Raw genomic sequence first — 18,528 nt, 5'->3', positions numbered from 1 at the left:
ATTATTTTACAGAATTCATTGATAAAATTTCACGATAATACTTCATAAAAATTACAAACTTTAACTTTGTTCCATGCGAATAAGGTCAATTTTTTCAATCATTCAAATAGGCATTCTTCTTTGAAGAAAACGCTATGAAAATAACATAAGGCAAAAAATGTAAACAAAGAAGATTTCAAAAAATAATGTTACCATTTGAAAGGAAATATGCATGAAAGAAAACACAGAACATTGTGCCTCCTCTACACAGGAAGAATTGCAAGAACAACACTCTGTAATTAATGCAGCCATTTCAAAGCAAATCAATGAAGAAGCGCAAAATTTTTTCTACCCCAATAGCAAAGTGCTTAAAAATAAATACCGCATCAAAGATAAAGAAATATTAAAAGAACGCTGTTCTAATGATGTAAAAAAAGAAATGATAAAACTGCATCAAGAACCTCTACCAGAGCAGTTTAATGCCTCTTATCTAAAATACCTTCATCAACGCCTCTTTTCCCGTGCATTTGAATGGGCCGGACACACACGCGAAGAGCCTTTTACATTTGAAGATGGCACTGTTGCTTCTATGCCCATTTTGAAAAGAAAAGAATTTACAAAATCTTTTGCGATTGGCAAAAAAATACAGGAGGGACTAGAAAAGTTAGATAAAACGCTTGCTGAAAAGAATAATTTACAAGGCTTAACGCGCGAAGAATTCGTTGAACAAGCCGCTGGAATAATGATATATTTGCACCACTTGCATCCTTTCAGAGAGGGCAATAGGCGCACAAAGAGACTGTTTGTTGAAAAACTCGCTCAAGCAGCAGGACATGAGCTAGACTTTTCTCTTGTGAGCAAAAAACGTAAAGACTTTGTCCGCGCCGCTGCCATGGAACATAGCAACCCAGAGCCTATGAAGCATCTGCTTGAGGATATCTCAAATCCAGAAAAATTGCTCATTTTACAAGAATTTACCAACTCTATGAGAAAGCTTGGATTGGATGAAAAAAATTATTATCTCACTGTCGTCGCAAAAGAAGGAGAAATCTATCATGGTACCTACAGAGGCAGTGGACCCAATGGCTTCATGCTTGATGCCAACGGGACTTTCATCTTAGGAAATAAAAAAGATCTCACCCCAGAGCAAATACAGACATTAAAAATCGGTGACGCCCTCTCCTTTACAGCGCCCAAAACTCAAAACCCAGAAAAAAACATTGCTTCCAGAAAAAAAAGAGCCGTTCTCACAAACGATGAAATAACTGAAAAGAGCAAAGACAACGCATCCATTCAAACAAAGAAAAAAGAAAAAGCCCATTTTTCACCATGGAGTGCCTCTCATGCTTTACATAACAGCATTGAAGTTATGCCCGAAAATTTGCAAGAACAAATGACCAAACCAATTGCTCAATCTGCTTCCTCTATGAGGCAAATGCAAAAAGATTTCCAAAAAAACATTTTACAGACCAGCAATACAGCGACAAATAATCCAATATCTGTCCAAATGACAAAGGAAAAACGCTCTGATCATCAAGAAAGAATGAAACAGCCCCCAAAAAAAGCAATGGCATACTGGGACACTGGTACAAAAAAAACGGACACCGTCCCTCTCACCTTACAGGAGAAATTATCCTCATCGCCTCAAACCGAAGAAAATAAGACAATGTACCGTAATTTCTTTTGCCCTAATAGTATCACCTTAAAAAATAAATATGGAATAAACGACTATAAAAAATTAAAAGTGCAATGTGCCCATGATACAACAAAAGCAATCATTCATCTACGCCAAGAAGCGCCACCGCAAAAACTAACTTCCACATATCTCCAATATATTCATCACACCCTATTTAAAAATACTTTTGAATGGGCCGGACAAACACGCGAAAAACCATTTACATTTGAAGATGGTACCGTTGCTTATATGCCAATGATGAAAAAAGCTGGGATTTCTTTTGCCTCAGCAAAACAGATACAAGAGGGACTAGAAAATTTAGATAAAATACTTGCTGAAACGAATAGTTTAAAAGGCTTAACCCGCGAAACATTTATTGAACATGTCACTGAAATGTTGATACAGCTCAACTATACGCATCCCTTCAGAGAAGGTAATGGACGCACACAACGAATGTTTTTTGAAAAACTTGGGCAAGTTGCTGGCCACACACTCGACTTTTCTCTTGTAACAGAAAAACGCATGAATCTTGCCAGCATTGCATCGCTAAAACATAACGATAAGGAAGAGATGAAGCATCTGCTTGAAGATATCTCAAATCCAGAAAAAATACTTATTTTAAAAGAATTCATGGACAATATGAAACATATCGGATTTGAGAGTCTTCATAATCATCTTATTATAACAGCAAAAGAAGGTCATACCTATAAAGGCTTCTACAGAGGCAGTGGACCCAATGGCTTCATGCTTGATGCCAACGGGATTTTCATCTTGGGAAATAAAAAAGATCTCACCCCAGAGCAAATACAGACATTAAAAATCGGTGACGCCCTCTCCTTTACAGCACCAAAAGTTCAAAACCAGCAAGAAGTGCTTATCCCCGCAGAAACAATAGCCCCCCTTACCAACAATGAAATTGCCACAAGGATAAAAAACAACGCATCCATTCAAGCAAGAAGAAAAGAAATCGAAACTTTGTGTCAAATCATTTATGGCAATCGTCATATTTTGCAGGAAAGAATTGAGATGATCCATGAAAATCATACTGAAGGAGAACAGCTCACCTATCAAATTACCACCTCTCCCCAATCTATTTCTAAGCTTTCTGGTAGCAATGTATTTGGCATAAAAAACAACGCGCGTGCCCATGCTGAAGCAAATATTTTGCCCCTCTGTAGAGCCATTGATCGTTATATCAATATTTTTAAACAAACAGAAAGAGACATTCTCCATACCCATCATGAAAAACAAAGGCGGTGTGAACAGTCGGTAAAAATTCCTGAGGCTTGGATGAAAAATCTCTTTTCCTTGTCAAAAGCACAACAGCAAGAAACTTTATCAAACTCTCCTGAATTAAGGGGGGAGATAAGGACTTATATCAAAAAAATCAATGAGCGCTTATCCTCAAGCGAGCATGAAGCTATAAAGGAAAATAATCCTGAAAAACTTGCGAAGAGTCTTGGTACATCAACCGTTAAAGCAAAAGAGATCATGGAAATAATCAAGCAGATAAAAGAGATAGAACAGCATATACAACCCATGTATTTTTATAACCATAAATTCGATGAGCGCTTAGCACCAAACCAGTATCAATCTATCCAACATCAATCTATAAAGAAAAATAATGAAAAAAAATGTTCCAACACTCTTGATAAAGAAGCAATTAAAGTGCAAAAAATGACAGAAAACGTCAATCAGAGTCCTAAAAGACAAGAAAATATTCAACCTCACAAAACAGAGCACACAAAAGCAATGGCAATGAATATCTAAAGGGTCCATAAACTTTAACTTTTTTACCCTCTCTGGTAAAAATGATAGCCTTTACCCCCCCTGCCTTCATCGGCAAATCAATCGACCTCAACGAGAATGGAAACCATGAGAGAGCAATTTTATCTTATTTTCTCAGATTTTATCCTCATCAACTGTGAAAAGAAACCTGAACAGGAAAAATAAAAGGATCAATCATTTTTGAAAATGATAATGAATCACTTTCATTACCTGTCGTGCTAAAAACAGACAAAATGCTGTTGAAAGATCACGTCTTCCTATCCTTTTGTTTATGTAATCTCTAAAACGAAAAGGCAGCCAAATTTGGAGAGAACATAAAGCCGTAAAAGTGAAAACCAATCACCAGCTTTACCATCACCTTTTAGCTCAACCTTACGACTTTTTAAAACATCTAAAGCGCTGTTTTTTAAATAATGGAAATTGCACATTGTTTCATGCTTTTATTTTATTTGCGTTCTTTAAATAGGGTCATGCCCCTCACGTAAAACAGTAAGGTATTGGGTTGCATTATTCACGACATCAAAACATAAAGAGAAATTATCATTATATATCCTTATATGTCCCTTCAAACTGTTATGATGTCGCTCCCATATTTCAGTTTGAAAAAGAAATTTTAATTATTTTATGGCAACAATAAAAATTTTAATGCAACAGTAAACAAGGAGCATAAAAAAGTCTTCAAGCACCATTGTTGACAGAGAGATAAACACCGTCGTAAAACGCTTTCCAAAAGTATCCTTAATTAGGATAGAGATCAGATTTTTACGATTTAAAACGGTTTATTTCTCCTGTCATCGCTTCTCTTTTACAACAAAGTTGATATATCTTTATGACATTGATTAAAAAAATTGCAACAGTTGCTTCCGGAACCCTTATGAGCCGTATTTTTGGCTTCGTACGCGAAATGCTTATGGCAGCAGCCCTAGGGACAGGTCCTGTTTCTGATGCCTTTAACGCTGCTTTTCGTTTTCCCAACACATTTCGTCGTTTTTTTGCTGAAGGTGCCTTTAACGCTGCTTTCATTCCTCTTTTTGCAAAAAAAATCACTGAAGAAGGTCACGAAACGGCATGCAAATTTGCAGAAGAAGTCTTTGGCGTTCTCTTTTCGCTGCTCTTACTGTTAACGATTGCGATGGAACTGAGTATGCCTTTTTTGGTACGAACCATTATTGCCCCAGGTTTTACCGAAGATGCAACAAAATTTAACGCTACCATTCACTTTACTGCGATCATGTTTCCCTATTTAACCTGTATGTCACTTGCTGCCATGATGGGGGGCATGCTTAATGCGCTGCGACGCTATTTTATTGCCGCCATTGCCCCACTCTTTTTAAACATTATTTTGATTGGTGTGCTTGCCTATGCTTGGATCTATAAACTTGACGCTTGGCATATTGGCTTAAATCTCTCTTGGGGTGTATTGGCAGCAGGGCTTCTTCAACTCACCTTAATTGCCCTTGCTTTGCGTCAAAGTGGAATGAAAATTTCCTTCCGCCAGCCCCATTTAAGTCCTAATGTTCGCAAGCTATTAACTTTAGCATTCCCAGCAGCCATTACGGGTGGCATCACACAAATCAATTTGCTCATTAATACCAACATTGCTTCTAGCCAATCGGGTGCTGTCTCTTCTTTGATGTACGCTGATCGTCTTTACCAATTGCCTTTAGGCGTAATCGCCATTGCCGTTGCAACCGTTCTTTTACCAGAATTAACACGCGCTTTGCGGAGCAAAAAGCATAAAGAAACCCACCATTTACAAAATCGCTCTATTGAATTAACATTGTTGTTAACACTTCCAGCATCCATTGCTTTTTTGCTGCTCTCCACTCCCATTGTCAGTTTGCTCTTTGAGCGAGGACAATTTACCAGTCAATCAACACACCATGTTGCACAATTACTAGAACTTTATGGATTAGGACTTCCAGCTTTTGTTCTTATTAAGGTCTTTATTCCTAATTTTTTTGCCCATGAAGATACCAAAACACCGATGATTTTTACAGGTATTTGCGTTTTCATCAATATCAGTCTCGCCTTAACATTATTTCCTATTCTATCTGCACGAGGCATTGTTATTGCTGAAATTACCTCTGGATGGGCCAACACACTGTTGCTGTGGAGTGTCCTTATCAAACGCGGTTATTGGAAATACGACTTCCAACTGATAAAGCGAATATTATGTCTCATGATGGCAACTCTTTTGAGTGCACTAGCCCTCTATTACGGATTGAATGTGTTTGGTTTTTTGTCTTTTCCTTTATCCTCACAAGCATCATTTTTCTTGCGCGCGATCACCTTAGCTGGGATCATGATTGGCATATTTTTGATCTATTTTAGTGCCTATTTTTTATTCAACACCCGTTCCTTTTTTCACACGCTTAAAAATTTGAAAAAACGCTCATAATATCTATACTTTGTCAAAAAAATAAAATGAATAACCTTAATTGAAGAAAGAGCACTCCTATGGATACCTTCACACCACTTGTCTTTTCCGGCGTACAACCGAGTGGTCATTTACATCTTGGCAATTATCTTGGAGCCATTCAGCGTTGGGTTGAACTGCAAAACTCTCATCACTGCCTCTATTGTGTTGTGGATATGCATGCGCTCACAGTCAACCCAGATCCCCTTACTTTACGCGAATCCACCAAAACAGTGACAGCAGCCTTTTTAGCCTCCGGTATTGATCCTCAAAAACACATTATTTTTAACCAATCACGTGTTTTTCAACATGCTGAACTCGCCTGGATTTTTAATTGTGTTGCCCGTATTGGCTGGCTTCAACGCATGACACAATTTAAAGATAAAGCAGGAAAAGATCGCGAAAAAGCATCCCTAGGGCTTTTTGCCTATCCCACTTTGATGGCCGCTGATATTTTAGTCTATCGTGCAACGCATGTTCCAGTAGGCGAAGATCAAAAACAGCATGTTGAACTCACACGCGATATTGCACAAAAATTTAACAACGACTATGCACAGCGTATTGCCGAATTAAATTTTGGTATCTCTATGCAAACAGATGAAGAAAAAAGACAAGGCTTTTTTCCCCTCCCAGAGGCGCTTATTGGAACAACAGCCACACGCGTTATGTCTTTGCGCGATGGAACGAAAAAAATGTCAAAATCAGATCCTTCAGATTTTTCACGCATTAATTTGACCGATGATGCTGATCTTATCGCAAAAAAAATACGCAAAGCCAAAACGGATTCGGCTCCTCTTCCCGATACCCTCACCGCTTTAAAAGAACGACCAGAAGTGGACAACCTGCTTGGTATTTATGCTGCCTTTGCCAAAGTTAGCAAAGAAAAGATTCTTTTAGAATTTTCTGGTCAACAATTTTCGCATTTTAAAACAGCTCTAGCCGACCTTGTTGTCCATAAGCTTGCCCCTATAACAGAAGAATTACGTCGACTTCATCAAGAAAGTGATTATATCGACTCTGTTTTGCATGATGGCGCTAAACGTGCTAGTATGCTCGCAGAAGAAAATATGAAAAAAATTCGTGAAATTATTGGATTTTTGCACGATACATAAAAATAATAAAACTAAAAACTGTAGAGAGCAAAAAAATCGTTTGTACAAAATAGAGAAAGTGCATGATTTCCAAACCCAAAAATCCGAAAAAAGAACCAAAGAAAAAAAACTTAGTCATTATCGATGAAACACCAGAGTGTCGGCGTGCCGTTGCGTTTGCCGCACAACATGCCCAAAACACCAGTAGAACATTGGTATTACTTTGTGTCGTTGATAGTGTAGAATTTCAACATTTTCTGGGTGTAAACAACGTTATGCGCACAGAATCAAAGCAAAGTGCTCATAAAATATTAGGAGACATTGCCAGTGAAGTCCGCACCACCCATGCGCTTGAAACAGAAATAGTGGTGCGTGAAGGAAAAAAAATTGATGAGATTTCCAAACTGATCGACGAAGATAAAAGGATTGCACTAATTGTTTTAGCAGCCAGTGGACATACAGAAGGACCAGGACCCCTTGTTCAATTAATCGGGAATAAAGGAACAGCTTTTTCAATCCCTGTCATTGTTATTCCTAGCAATCTTGCCGATGAAGATATTAGATCTATTGCCTAAAAAATATAATATTCTACAATGTAAGATCTTCCCAATCCTTCATTATAAAAGGAGAATCTATGTTTATTCAAACTGAAACCACCCCAAACCCTGCAACTCTTAAATTCTTGCCAGGACGCGTGGTTCTTTCTGAGGGCGTATTAGAATTTCGTGACCCTGAAGAAGCAGCTAAAAACTCACCTTTGGCGGCTAAACTGTTTAATATTCCCAATATCAATGGTGTTTTTTTAGGCTATGATTTTATCACCGTAAGCAAAAAAGAAGGGGAATGGCAACATCTCAAGCCCGTCATTTTAGGCACAATCATGGAACATTTTCTATCCAATGAGCCAGTGATCACCACCAACGCTACAACACAAGCACAAACCCATGACCTTAACGAAGAATTTTATGACGAAAAAGATGCTGATATTGTCTTAACCATTAAAGATCTGCTTGAAACACGTATCCGCCCAGCGGTTGCCAATGATGGTGGAGACATTACTTTTCGCGGATTTGAAAATGGTATTGTTTATCTCAATATGCGGGGATCCTGCGCTGGATGTCCCTCTTCAACGGCAACTCTCAAACATGGTATTGAAAACCTTTTACGTCATTTTATCCCTGAAGTTTTAGGCGTTGAAGCCATGCCACAATAAATATTGACTTCAATAGATAAAATAACCACACCGATTGCCCCTCTTCAACAGTGCTCAAACATGGAATGTAAAGATCTTACGTCATTTTATTCCTGAAATTTTAGAAGTAAGCTATGCAGCCATAAAGATAGAGTACTGTTAAAAAAATCTGTCCAATAATGATACCTTCACTCACCTTTCACCTCCACATATGCCTTAAAAAGATTTCAAAGCCCCCTTTAAGAAGCATAAGTTATTTCAACAAACCAATCGTACACAGAAGTACAATGCATGGGTGTGCACTTTAAATTTATTTTGTTTTATAATCTTGTCATGCAATTTTAACGAGGAAAACACGACCTCGTTACAAAAAAAGAAAACTCAAAAAAGAAAACATTGTAAGATAGAGTGCTCATTTGCTCTATCTTTCTCAGTGCTTCCAACGACAAATCACGCAAAATACTCCTTGTAGCAAGCCGGCACCATCATCATATCTGCCAGCCCCTAATGATGCGACAGCTCTTTCATTAAGACGATTCATAAGAGTCATTTTAATCCTTTCTTTCCTCATTTTTACCCACACACCAGCCCCGCTTGTGGTGTGCAAGCAAGTGATTTTAATTGATTCAACATGAAACAGATTTGAAATGAGAGAATCCCACGTTATTCGGGGTTCTAATTCAATATGAATAACGCTAATTTACTATTATAAATCAATATGTTGTTTCAGCCACTCGACAAAGATCACATTTTGCAACTTGCAATGAGAATTCTGACATTCTTCTTATTTCAATTCTGTTTTTATTGCATCAATCAAAATCGTCCGCTTACACAGCACAAACTGGATAATAACAAAAACTATTTTTAATAGCTCTTATGTACACTTTTATAAGAGACTGTTGCAGTACTAAGAGCTGGAAAATGCATGGCAATAAGACCTTATCAAGATCATAGCGTCCTTTTTCCATTCTTAAAATCAAGAATTCCCCCCCTATCATTTTCAATCTCATTTCCATAAACATGACGCAAAAATATAACTACCTGTAAAAAATAAATACATTGAAGCCAGATCTATTATGGTTGTTTGAAAAATTATCTGATACAAAAAATGAGAATATTTTTTCAATTCAGCAGGAATAAGTTTGTCTACTTTACGGTATTGTTCTTCTCATAAAGCGCATACTTTTATTGTTGCTTGTGAGTCAACATCCAGTCCCCCATACCGCATATTAAAAGAAAAAGACAGAGTCGCTATTTCTCTGCGATACATGGCTTTGCAATAAAGGAAAACATATTGCTTCTATCTGATTGGTGTAATCTATGAAACAAGAAAAGAAGCCACTGGAGGAAAATATGCCCAATTAGAGAAGAATGTAAAAATAGAAAACCAACGAAATCCAAAAACAATTGCAAGAGGACAAATGCTTAAACTTTTTTCACAAACTCCGACTTTAAACTCATCTGACCAATCCCTGGAATTTTGCAATCAATATTATGATCTCCATCCACCAAGCGAATATTCTTTACCTTAGTACCACCTTTTAAAACAGATGAAGCGCCTTTTACTTTCAGATCTTTTATCACCATAACGGTATCTCCGTTTGTTAAAATCTGACCATTGGCATCATAAACAGTATTGACAAGAACCGTATCATCGTTTTTTTGCGGCCATTCATGTGCGCATTCAGGACACACAAAATTTTCACCATCTTCATAAGTATAAAGACAATCACAACGAGGACATTTGGGATATTGGGTCATAAATTCCCCTTATTAAAAGAAAAATCATTCATTATGACTGGTCATAAAGCAAGAAGTGCTTATTGTCCATTATTTTAGAAAAACATTTCCCTTTGTTTCAATCCTCATCTGCCAACTGTGTTCATGAATGCTATCATCACACACCATACATGAGTTTATAAAAATGATTGATCATTATATAACTTAAATGAGCCCCCGCATATCATAAAATTTACTCACTTCATTCTCTCTAATAAATTAATCAAAATCATTTTCTTACACATCAGCAATACAATTAACGAATGAATAAAAAACAATTAGAAAAGGAACATCTCTGAATAAAAACGCTTCCAAAGAGCTAAAAACTGAGAAACAAGAAAATGATAGCCTCAACTTGACCTTTTATTTAAGTAAAGCATTCATAATGTTAGAGAACAAACTAATTTATGATCATAGTTAATGGTTTTGTATATTGAATGAGAGCCGATAAATAAGCTGAGATTCTCTCAACCCCTTTTACATTGAAACAACCAAAGCCTTTTGTTTGCATGTTACAAGTAGGAAAATCCGTGTAAAACGATTATCCAAAATACTAAACACTCTCAAATATAAGAGCCAACATTGAAAGCGGGCAAAGTGAATGATGGTGCCGTCTTACTCTCTCATAAGCGTAAAAATGATGCTGCTCAATGGATGGCCGGTTATCCCTTTCAAAGCAACACGCATAAGATGCGTTTTTAGCGTCTTGAGAGAGAAGCTTCTTTAAAACAAACATATGAAATGTGCAACAATGATCGTATTTTGTTTTGTATGAGAAACATTCCCCTATTAAACAAAAATTTCTATCAAGCCATTGAGCAAACCCATTGGACATAAATGCTCCGATTATGCTCGATTATAATTTCCTACAGCATTTAGTTTTAAGAATCCGGCAGTTTTAGGAATCCGATTGATATGTAAGAGAGGAAAAAACAATTCTCGCCTAAAAATAGAGTTAAGCTCTGGCTTATGGCACATAAAATCACGCCCCTAAAATCACATCCATGTGATCAATCATCATACCTTTACAAAAAAACATTCCAATGATCTTAGGTGATAATATCAGGACGATCTCGCCCCAATGCTTGTTGTATGTTTAACAGTTTTAGTGCCACCTGTTGCAAAGGTTGGAGAACTTCTTGCGGATTAAAATTGTGTTTGCGCGGATCACTTTCATACTGTTCCAAATAAAGTCGTAAAGTAGCACCTAGCGTCCCTGTTCCCGACAAACGAACCACCAACCGTGCTCCATTCTCGAAAAAAATACGTATACCTTGCCGCGTGCTAACGCTCTGATCAACAGGATCATGATATGTAAAATCATCTGCTTTTTTGACGAAAAATCCAGCAATTTCAGTTCCTGCATGTGGTAAGTGCGCACGCAAATACTCTAGTAATGCCAAAGCTTTATCTGCTTCGACTTCTTCATAATCATGCCGTAACGTGTAAAAACGCCCATAGGTGGACCAATGCTGTTGAACAATCTGTGCGACAGTTTTTTCTGTTACCGCTAAAAGATTTAACCAAAATAGGACAGCCCATAAACCATCTTTTTCGCGGATGTGATGAGAGCCCGTTCCAAAGCTTTCTTCACCACAAAAGGTTACTTTCCCCGCATCCAAAAGGGTTCCAAAAAACTTCCATCCCGTTGGCGTTTCAAAAAAGTTTAATCCGTGTTTTTCCGCAACTAAATCAGCAGCACGCCCCGTTGGCATAGAACGCGCTATCCCTACAACACCTTTTCGATATCCTTTAATAAGGTGTGCATGTTCAGCCATAATAGCCAAAGAATCCGAAGGCGAGACAAATTGCCCACGACCAATAATGAGGTTACGATCTCCATCACCATCAGAGGCTGCGCCAAGATCTGGTCCTTGCTCTGACATCAATAAATCATAAAGAGCCTTGGCATAAACTAAATTGGGATCTGGATGACCGCCTCCAAAATCTGGCAAAGGAATACCATTAACCACTGTCCCTTCAGAAAATCCTAAGCATTTTTCAAAAATTTCATGAGCATAAGGCCCTGTTACCGCATGCATGGCATCAAACCGTAAAGTAAGACCTCGAGCAACGGCCTTAGCAATACAGTCAAAATCAAAAAGCTCCTGCATCAAAGAAACATAATCAGCGACAGGATCGATAATATCAATCCGCATGGCTCCCATAAAGACCGTACCTTGCCTATCTAAATCAATATCTGGTGCTTCAAGAATTTTATAAAAGGAAAGACGTTGCGATGTTGCAAAAATAGCATCACATAAAGAATTAGGAGCCGGTCCACCATTGGAAACATTGTATTTGATACCACAATCTCCCTCTGGACCACCAGGATTATGGCTTGCAGAAAGAATAAGTCCACCATGGGCATGAGTTTTACGAATAAGATGCGAAACAGCAGGTGTAGAAAGAATACCGCCCCTTCCCATTTTAATACAAGAAACACCATGCGCCGCCGCCATCTTCAACACAATCTGAAGAAGAGTACGATTAAAAGTGCGCCCATCTCCCCCAAGAATCAACATTTTTCCTTCAAGAGGCCCAATGTTATCAAAAAGAGACTGTATAAAGTTTTCTACATAATGGGGTTGTTGAAAAACAGACACTTTTTTGCGCAAACCAGACGTTCCCGGTTTTTGCCCCTCAAAAGCCGTGGTCAAAACTGTCTTTATGGTCATATCAATACCTTTATATTCTTTCCTATAATTTTAAGGTGAAGAGTATCCAAAGTCGACCATTAATTCTACTTGACGGAAGTGTGAAATATTTGCACACTCGTTAGAAGTAAGAATTTTTAAAGAAGCCCTTTTGTTTAAAACGCTTTTTGCCATATGTTTTTAAATACGAAGGCTGTTTTAAAACAAAATTTTCGTAAAAGAATACAGGAGCATCATGATGATGAAAAAAACAGTTCCCAATGTAACATTCCACACACGCGTACGCGATGAATCAATGGCTGGAGACAATCCTTATCGGTGGCAAGAAGTTAACAGCGATGCTTACTTTAAAGGAAAGCGTGTTATTCTTTTTTCTCTTCCTGGAGCTTTTACCCCTACTTGCTCAACCTTTCAGCTGCCTGATTTTGAAAAACTCTATGATGAATTTAAACAAGCGGGTATTGATGAAATTTATTGCCTTTCCGTCAATGATGCTTTTGTCATGAATGCTTGGGGAAAAGCACAAAATATCAAAAACGTGAAATTAATTCCCGATGGCTCTGGTGAATTCACACGCAAAATGGGTATGCTGGTTGCAAAAGACAATGTTGGTTTCGGCATGCGATCATGGCGCTATGCAGCTGTTATTAATGATGGTGTGGTTGAACAATGGTTCGAAGAAGCAGGTTTTTCAGATAATTGTGCAACAGATCCTTATGAAGTTTCTTCACCACAACATGTTTTAGAAGCCTTGAAAAGCTAATTCCCCCAATCGTCTATTTAAACAAAATTTTACGACACAAATTTCCTGAGGAGGAAGATTTGTGTCGTTTACTTTTTACAACATCTATTCGTGAAAGCAGACACGATAAGTTGATTGTGCGCCTTCTGTGAAAAAATATTACAGCAATAATTTTTTCAATAAATATTTCATGCTTTAACGGCTTTGAAAAAACTTGAAAAATTGCTGATGAAAAATCTGGACCCGTTGTGGAGCTAAAAAATCAAAGAGTTAAAAGCTGTTGCACGCTATCAAAAAATGGGGTTGCAATTGCCAAATGCGCAAATTCATGCAAAACTCTCTCAGAAACATCAAGGACTAACGTATTGATGAAATATGCAAGATCAATGCTAAATTTCTCATACTGAGAAAAACTTTGTATCGAACAATGCTTTGATTTATAAAGATAATTTATAATTTTGCATATTGAATGAGAGGAGCCGAATATCATAAAATTGTTTTATTTTATCCCTTCTTATATTGAATCCCTTAAAACTATTTTCTTGCTCATTAGCAAGTGGGATTGGCATATGAATAAACGATTAAAAAGAGTAAAAATACCTCTCGTAAACGCGCCAAAATACAAGAGCTATGAACATCATTACTGCAAAGTTTACAAAAGTATCAAGAAAGAAAATACAGATCAAACATTTGTTTGAAGAGGTGCACAGTTCAAATTAACTTATGTCTCATAAAAAGAAGAAAATATGGCATAAAAACCGCTCTGCATAAAGAACCATTCATGGAGAATATTAAATCAAAACAGATCCCGCAAACATTCCAATTCACATACCATAAACAGACTCATTGCTGTTCTCATAGCTATTTATTCTAAGCTTTTATTTTTCTCTAAGAGAAAAACGGTTAAAGGAGTTGTTTATTCGGGTATTCTACCGTAAAGTGTGCTTCTATCTCTTCCTCTTCATCGAACTCAAAATCTTCATCACATTCAGGAAGACCAAAAATATCTGGATTGATGAAATAACAATCTTTTTTTGTCCCCTTCGCTACAATTTTATTCTTTTCTAATTCTTTGATACCTTCTTTAAAACTTTCAAAATTAAGATATTCTGGTTCTTGAATTGAAAGATCACAAGTCAAAAATTCCTCAAGAATATCATGATCCAATGTTATCTGATCAAACCATAAATCCACATCATCCCCCTCATCTAACATTTTCCCTACTTGCCACAACATCACAAAAAATGCTTTCATACCACTAAATGATAGCCCAAAAATCATACGCCGACATGACGAGGCGCCTGAAAAGGTAATTTGCGGAAGATCTTCAAATCCGAAATTTGAAGGAGGAAGTTTAAATGACTTTCCAATATTCTCAGGTCTTTCAAGAATAAAGGGATTTCGTTCATAGAGCAGAGTAAAATCATATTGGACCATTTTCATTTCTCCATTAAAGAGTTGATTTTATGAAATAATACATATTATCAGTAAGTTACCATTATGGCAGCTGACAATTCATCCAAACATGCTCCTGTAAAAAATTGTTCGATTTAAGTCATTCCATTGTTTTTTGAAGCTTAAAAAGTCTTTTAGGATAAAACGCTCTAGTTCTCCCTCCTTTTGCAATAAGACTAGATTTTGTAATGTCCAAGAAGAGAACATCAAAGGATTTGATGCTCATAGATGAGAATTCAAAGATGAAGCCAATATGAACTTGTCAATATTTTTATAAACTTTTGCAGAAGCGTTACGTAAAACCCTTTAATTTTCTCAGAGTTTTTTCTTCGTTAAAATTTTTTTGCTCATCTTAACGCATTATCATTGCATCCTCAGAAGGGCACATTTTATAGCAAATAGCGCTTATTTACCTCTTTAAAAATCTCTCTTTTATTCCGCACGCACTCCAAAAACTCGATTTTGAACGCGTGCGTCAGCACGTGTAAACGAGCAAAGTACAAATTTAAAAAATTGAGTTTCAAATTTCCAAAATATTTCGAACAATCACTTGTATAAAGACTTTTACCATTATCATTTTTGGGCTGCTAAAATATCCTGTACCGTTTTGACCAATTGATCTTCATCAACCGTCACTTGTGCTGGTCGACTTTCACGCCATGTTTGATTATCCTTAATTTCATGAGATAACCGCGCCCCTTCAATCAAATCTTTGATCTGTATTTTTCCACTCTCACGTTCTTGTGAGCCTTGGATAACCACACAAGGCGCTTGGCGTCGATCTGCATATTTCATCTGCGCTTTTATCCCCGATGCCCCCAAATAGAGCTCAGCACGAATTCCGGCACCACGCAACTGCATCACCATTTTTTGATAACCAGCAACCGCCTCTGGCTCTTTATCCATCATCAGCACAACAACCGGCCCTGTTGACTCTTTCATAGGCAACTTTCCAAGATTTTGCAAAGCAGCGATCAAGCGTGAGACCCCGATTGAAAAACCTGTTGCTGGAATGTTTTCACCACGAAAGCGTGCCACCAATCCATCATAGCGCCCACCACCACCAACGGAGCCAAAAACAACTTTCTGCCCATCATCATTGAAAACATCAAAAAGCAACGTAGCCTCAAAAACAGGACCTGTATAATAATCCAGTCCACGCACCACCGATGGATCAATCTTGATACGATTCTGAATGCCATTTGCGACAAAAATTGCTTGCATTTCCTCAAGCTCACGAATTCCCTCACGCCCTTGAACATGATCACCAACCACTTCTTTAAGAACCTCAAGCGTTTCTTCTGCTGTTTCAGCTCCAGCAGCAGTTAAGGTAAGAATACACTCAATCTCTTTATCCTTAAGCTCCGCCCCTTTTGTAAAGTCACCACTTTCATCCAAACGCCCTTTTCCCAAAAGCAAACGCACCCCTTCAGAACCAAATTTATCCAGTTTATCAATTGCTCTTAAGACAGTTAAGCGCTTTTCAGCCTGCTCATTTCCCCCCAAACCAATTTTCTCTAAAACGCAATCGAGAATTTTTCTGTTGTTCAGACGAATGGCATATTCATGATGCTGAAACCCTAGTTTTTCCAAACTATCGGCTGCCATCATGCAAATTTCGGCATCAGCTGCAACCGTTGGTGTTCCAACAATATCCGCATCAAACTGCATAAATTGCCGAAACCGCCCTGGACCTGGTTTTTCATTGCGAAAAACAAAGCCAAGACGATAACTGCGATAAGGCTTTGGCAAAACTTCAAAATTCTCGGCAAAATAACGAGCAAGAGGCGCGGTAAGATCATAGCGCAAAGACATCCATTGCTCATCATCATCTTGTAGCGAAAAAACGCCCGCATTTGGACGATCTGAATCCGGTAAAAACTTACCCAGCACATCTGTATATTCAAAAATTGGAGTTTCTAGTGCTTCAAAACCGTAAAGTTCATAAACTTCACGAATTTGCGCAATCATTGTTTCAGTTGCATACAACTGTGCACTTGTACGATCCACAAAACCACGGGGTAAACGGGCTTTGGTTTTTTCTTGTTTTGATGACATGTTTTTCTCTAACAACAATATATATATTCACCGATAACGTGTGTCTATCTTATAGAAACAAACGCTGCAATAACTTTATCAACTGGAAACTGGTAACAATATGCATAAGCTTTTGCTTTTGAAAGATGTAAACCTTTACCCTTAAGGCAATCTACTGAAAATATTTGTACTTTCAATAGGAACATAGCCTCCCGCTCAACATGAAATGCCCGCTTAACATTCAATGAAAAGACATCCGCGCTTTTTGAACGAAACCACAAAGCAACTGTTGATTCTGGATAAATCGGAAACATCCCCCTCAAAAGCCCTCCCTCTCAAAATTCTTCAGATTTATTACAGATGCAAAAATCCTCAAGACATCAGTGTGCTTTGCGCTTGTTCTGCAAAATGATTGATAACATTTTTTAAATCAACAATATTTCGTCCAACATCTGTAATAGAGCGTGATACAGAGGGAATAACATTCTGCCAAAGTCTTTGTGGAAATTGATTTGCTAATTGTGTCATTGTTCCACCTTGGGCGCCAATACCCGGAACGAGAAACAGACTATTATTTAACTGCTCGATTGTGTCTTTTGATCCAGATCCTAATGTCGCTCCTATAACCGCACCTATGGGACCAATATTATGATGGAGAACCGGAGACTGAGAATTATAATCACAAATACACTGTGCTAGATGAAGAGAGAGTGTCTGATCACCAATAAGCGCATTTCGTATTTGTTTTCCCTCTGGATTAGAGGATTGAACAACCACAAAAACTCCTGCTCCTGTTTCTTCTGCAACCTTTATCAGAGGAATAAGAGCATCAAAACCCAAAAAAGGATTAACTGTGATGGCATCAGCTTTGAACGCACTGCTTGGACCCAGCCAAGCTTTACCATAGGCTTCAGCAGTAGAGCCAATATCTCCCCTCTTTACATCCGCCAGAACCAATATGCCTTGTTCGTGTGCATTTTCAATCAGTTCTTTGAGAGCTTGAAGACCTTCCACACCATATAATTCAAAAAATGCGACTTGCGGCTTTATCATCCCCACTTTACCCACAACCGCTGTTAAGAGGATATCACAAAAATCTTTTAGACCTTTATAATCAAAGCTTAGTTTCCACGATTGCAAAACTTTATGGCTCGGATCAAAGCCAATACAAAGAGGTCCATAGATTTCACGATTTTTAAAAAAAGTTGAACGAAACATTTTATATCCTAACAAGGTCTCTCTTTAAACTTTTTGATACAATCAAAAAGAAAACCATTTGTCAAAAGAATACAATAGCGAAAACACAAAGAAAGAGCTCTCTATACAAAATGTGCTTTTATTTATGAAACATAAATATATTCCCATTCGTAACGCTTATCATATGTTTATCGACCAAGACATTGTCATGAGATAAAAATTCAAATTTATGAAAGAATATAAACAAAAAAGCATCCATATTATTATGACCCCATAAAGCCCTATAGGCGTACCTTGTCGTTTTCACACCCTTTTTTATGATCAACAAAAACTCTCTATGAACGCGTTTTAAACAAAAGTTTCAAAAGAAAATGCCCCACCATGATGATCTCGATCTTAACTTTAGATCTTTCCTATTCCTTTTTAGCGGCTCTTTATCCCTTTTGGAACATAATTTGCAAAAAGGCATTGTATCTCCAGCATATTCAAGGAGATAAAACATGGAAACTCGCATTCC

At 37.6% G+C, this 18,528-nt stretch carries 13 protein-coding genes and 1 pseudogene; 6 read left to right on the top strand and 8 right to left on the bottom strand.

Features of this window, described 5'->3' with window-relative positions; all coding sequences use genetic code 11:
* Nucleotides 1-211: 211 nt before the first annotated feature.
* Nucleotides 212-3,424 (top strand): BID domain-containing T4SS effector, encoded by a 3,213-nt coding sequence (locus tag ACFIJZ_RS06250; protein WP_375631324.1) that lies wholly within the window; start codon nt 212-214, stop codon nt 3,422-3,424.
* Between the two features lie 287 nt (nt 3,425-3,711).
* Here ACFIJZ_RS06250 and ACFIJZ_RS06245 read toward each other — a convergent pair whose 3' ends face one another.
* A complete protein-coding gene (locus tag ACFIJZ_RS06245; protein ID WP_375631323.1) occupies nt 3,712-3,870 on the bottom strand; it encodes a hypothetical protein in 159 nt (52 codons plus the stop codon).
* Between the two features lie 401 nt (nt 3,871-4,271).
* Between ACFIJZ_RS06245 and murJ the strand changes: the two genes are divergently transcribed.
* The 4 genes from murJ to ACFIJZ_RS06225 all read left to right on the top strand — a co-directional run bounded on the left by murJ (nt 4,272) and on the right by ACFIJZ_RS06225 (nt 8,165).
* Nucleotides 4,272-5,843, top strand: a complete 1,572-nt coding sequence (murJ, locus tag ACFIJZ_RS06240) for a murein biosynthesis integral membrane protein MurJ (RefSeq protein WP_273790944.1) — start codon at nt 4,272-4,274, stop codon at nt 5,841-5,843.
* Nucleotides 5,844-5,902: 59 nt separating this feature from the next.
* On the top strand, nt 5,903-6,973 hold the full coding sequence (gene trpS, locus ACFIJZ_RS06235) for a tryptophan--tRNA ligase (protein ID WP_375631322.1): 1,071 nt from the start codon (nt 5,903-5,905) through the stop codon (nt 6,971-6,973).
* A 62-nt stretch (nt 6,974-7,035) separates the two neighbouring features.
* The gene (locus ACFIJZ_RS06230; protein ID WP_273790942.1) at nt 7,036-7,527 is read left to right on the top strand and encodes a universal stress protein; all 492 of its coding nucleotides are present in this window, start codon (nt 7,036-7,038) and stop codon (nt 7,525-7,527) included.
* 59 nt (nt 7,528-7,586) lie between these two features.
* On the top strand, nt 7,587-8,165 hold the full coding sequence (locus ACFIJZ_RS06225; RefSeq protein WP_375631321.1) for a NifU family protein: 579 nt from the start codon (nt 7,587-7,589) through the stop codon (nt 8,163-8,165).
* A gap of 448 nt (nt 8,166-8,613) precedes the next feature.
* Here the strand turns inward: ACFIJZ_RS06225 and ACFIJZ_RS06220 are convergent.
* From ACFIJZ_RS06220 to ACFIJZ_RS06210, 3 genes and pseudogenes are all read right to left on the bottom strand, one after another.
* A pseudogene (locus ACFIJZ_RS06220) lies at nt 8,614-8,694 on the bottom strand (DUF4102 domain-containing protein); the annotation flags it as partial.
* 875 nt (nt 8,695-9,569) lie between these two features.
* Nucleotides 9,570-9,905 carry a zinc ribbon domain-containing protein YjdM gene (locus tag ACFIJZ_RS06215; RefSeq protein ID WP_375618296.1) on the bottom strand — a complete coding sequence of 112 codons (336 nt, stop codon included), beginning with the start codon at nt 9,903-9,905 and terminating at the stop codon, nt 9,570-9,572.
* A gap of 1,067 nt (nt 9,906-10,972) precedes the next feature.
* On the bottom strand, nt 10,973-12,601 hold the full coding sequence (locus tag ACFIJZ_RS06210) for an alpha-D-glucose phosphate-specific phosphoglucomutase (protein ID WP_375631320.1): 1,629 nt from the start codon (nt 12,599-12,601) through the stop codon (nt 10,973-10,975).
* Between the two features lie 217 nt (nt 12,602-12,818).
* Between ACFIJZ_RS06210 and ACFIJZ_RS06205 the strand changes: the two genes are divergently transcribed.
* On the top strand, nt 12,819-13,343 hold the full coding sequence (locus ACFIJZ_RS06205) for a peroxiredoxin (protein ID WP_375631347.1): 525 nt from the start codon (nt 12,819-12,821) through the stop codon (nt 13,341-13,343).
* 882 nt (nt 13,344-14,225) lie between these two features.
* Here ACFIJZ_RS06205 and ACFIJZ_RS06200 read toward each other — a convergent pair.
* The 4 genes from ACFIJZ_RS06200 to pyrF all read right to left on the bottom strand — a co-directional run bounded on the left by ACFIJZ_RS06200 (nt 14,226) and on the right by pyrF (nt 18,032).
* A complete protein-coding gene (locus tag ACFIJZ_RS06200) occupies nt 14,226-14,759 on the bottom strand; it encodes a replication protein (RefSeq protein ID WP_375613583.1) in 534 nt (177 codons plus the stop codon).
* Between the two features lie 591 nt (nt 14,760-15,350).
* Complete coding sequence (hisS, locus tag ACFIJZ_RS06195; RefSeq protein ID WP_375631319.1) at nt 15,351-16,835, bottom strand: histidine--tRNA ligase; 1,485 nt, start codon at nt 16,833-16,835, stop codon at nt 15,351-15,353.
* Between the two features lie 44 nt (nt 16,836-16,879).
* Nucleotides 16,880-17,137: a hypothetical protein gene (locus ACFIJZ_RS06190; RefSeq protein WP_375631318.1), complete on the bottom strand. Its 258-nt coding sequence runs from the start codon at nt 17,135-17,137 to the stop codon at nt 16,880-16,882.
* Between the two features lie 49 nt (nt 17,138-17,186).
* A complete protein-coding gene (gene pyrF / locus ACFIJZ_RS06185; RefSeq protein ID WP_375631317.1) occupies nt 17,187-18,032 on the bottom strand; it encodes an orotidine-5'-phosphate decarboxylase in 846 nt (281 codons plus the stop codon).
* Nucleotides 18,033-18,528: the final 496 nt, after the last annotated feature.

The organism is Bartonella sp. CL70QHWL (genome assembly GCF_042194855.1).
GTDB lineage: Bacteria > Pseudomonadota > Alphaproteobacteria > Rhizobiales > Rhizobiaceae > Bartonella.
Note: the sequence above shows the minus strand (reverse complement) of the source record. Positions and strands in the feature narration are given on the sequence as shown.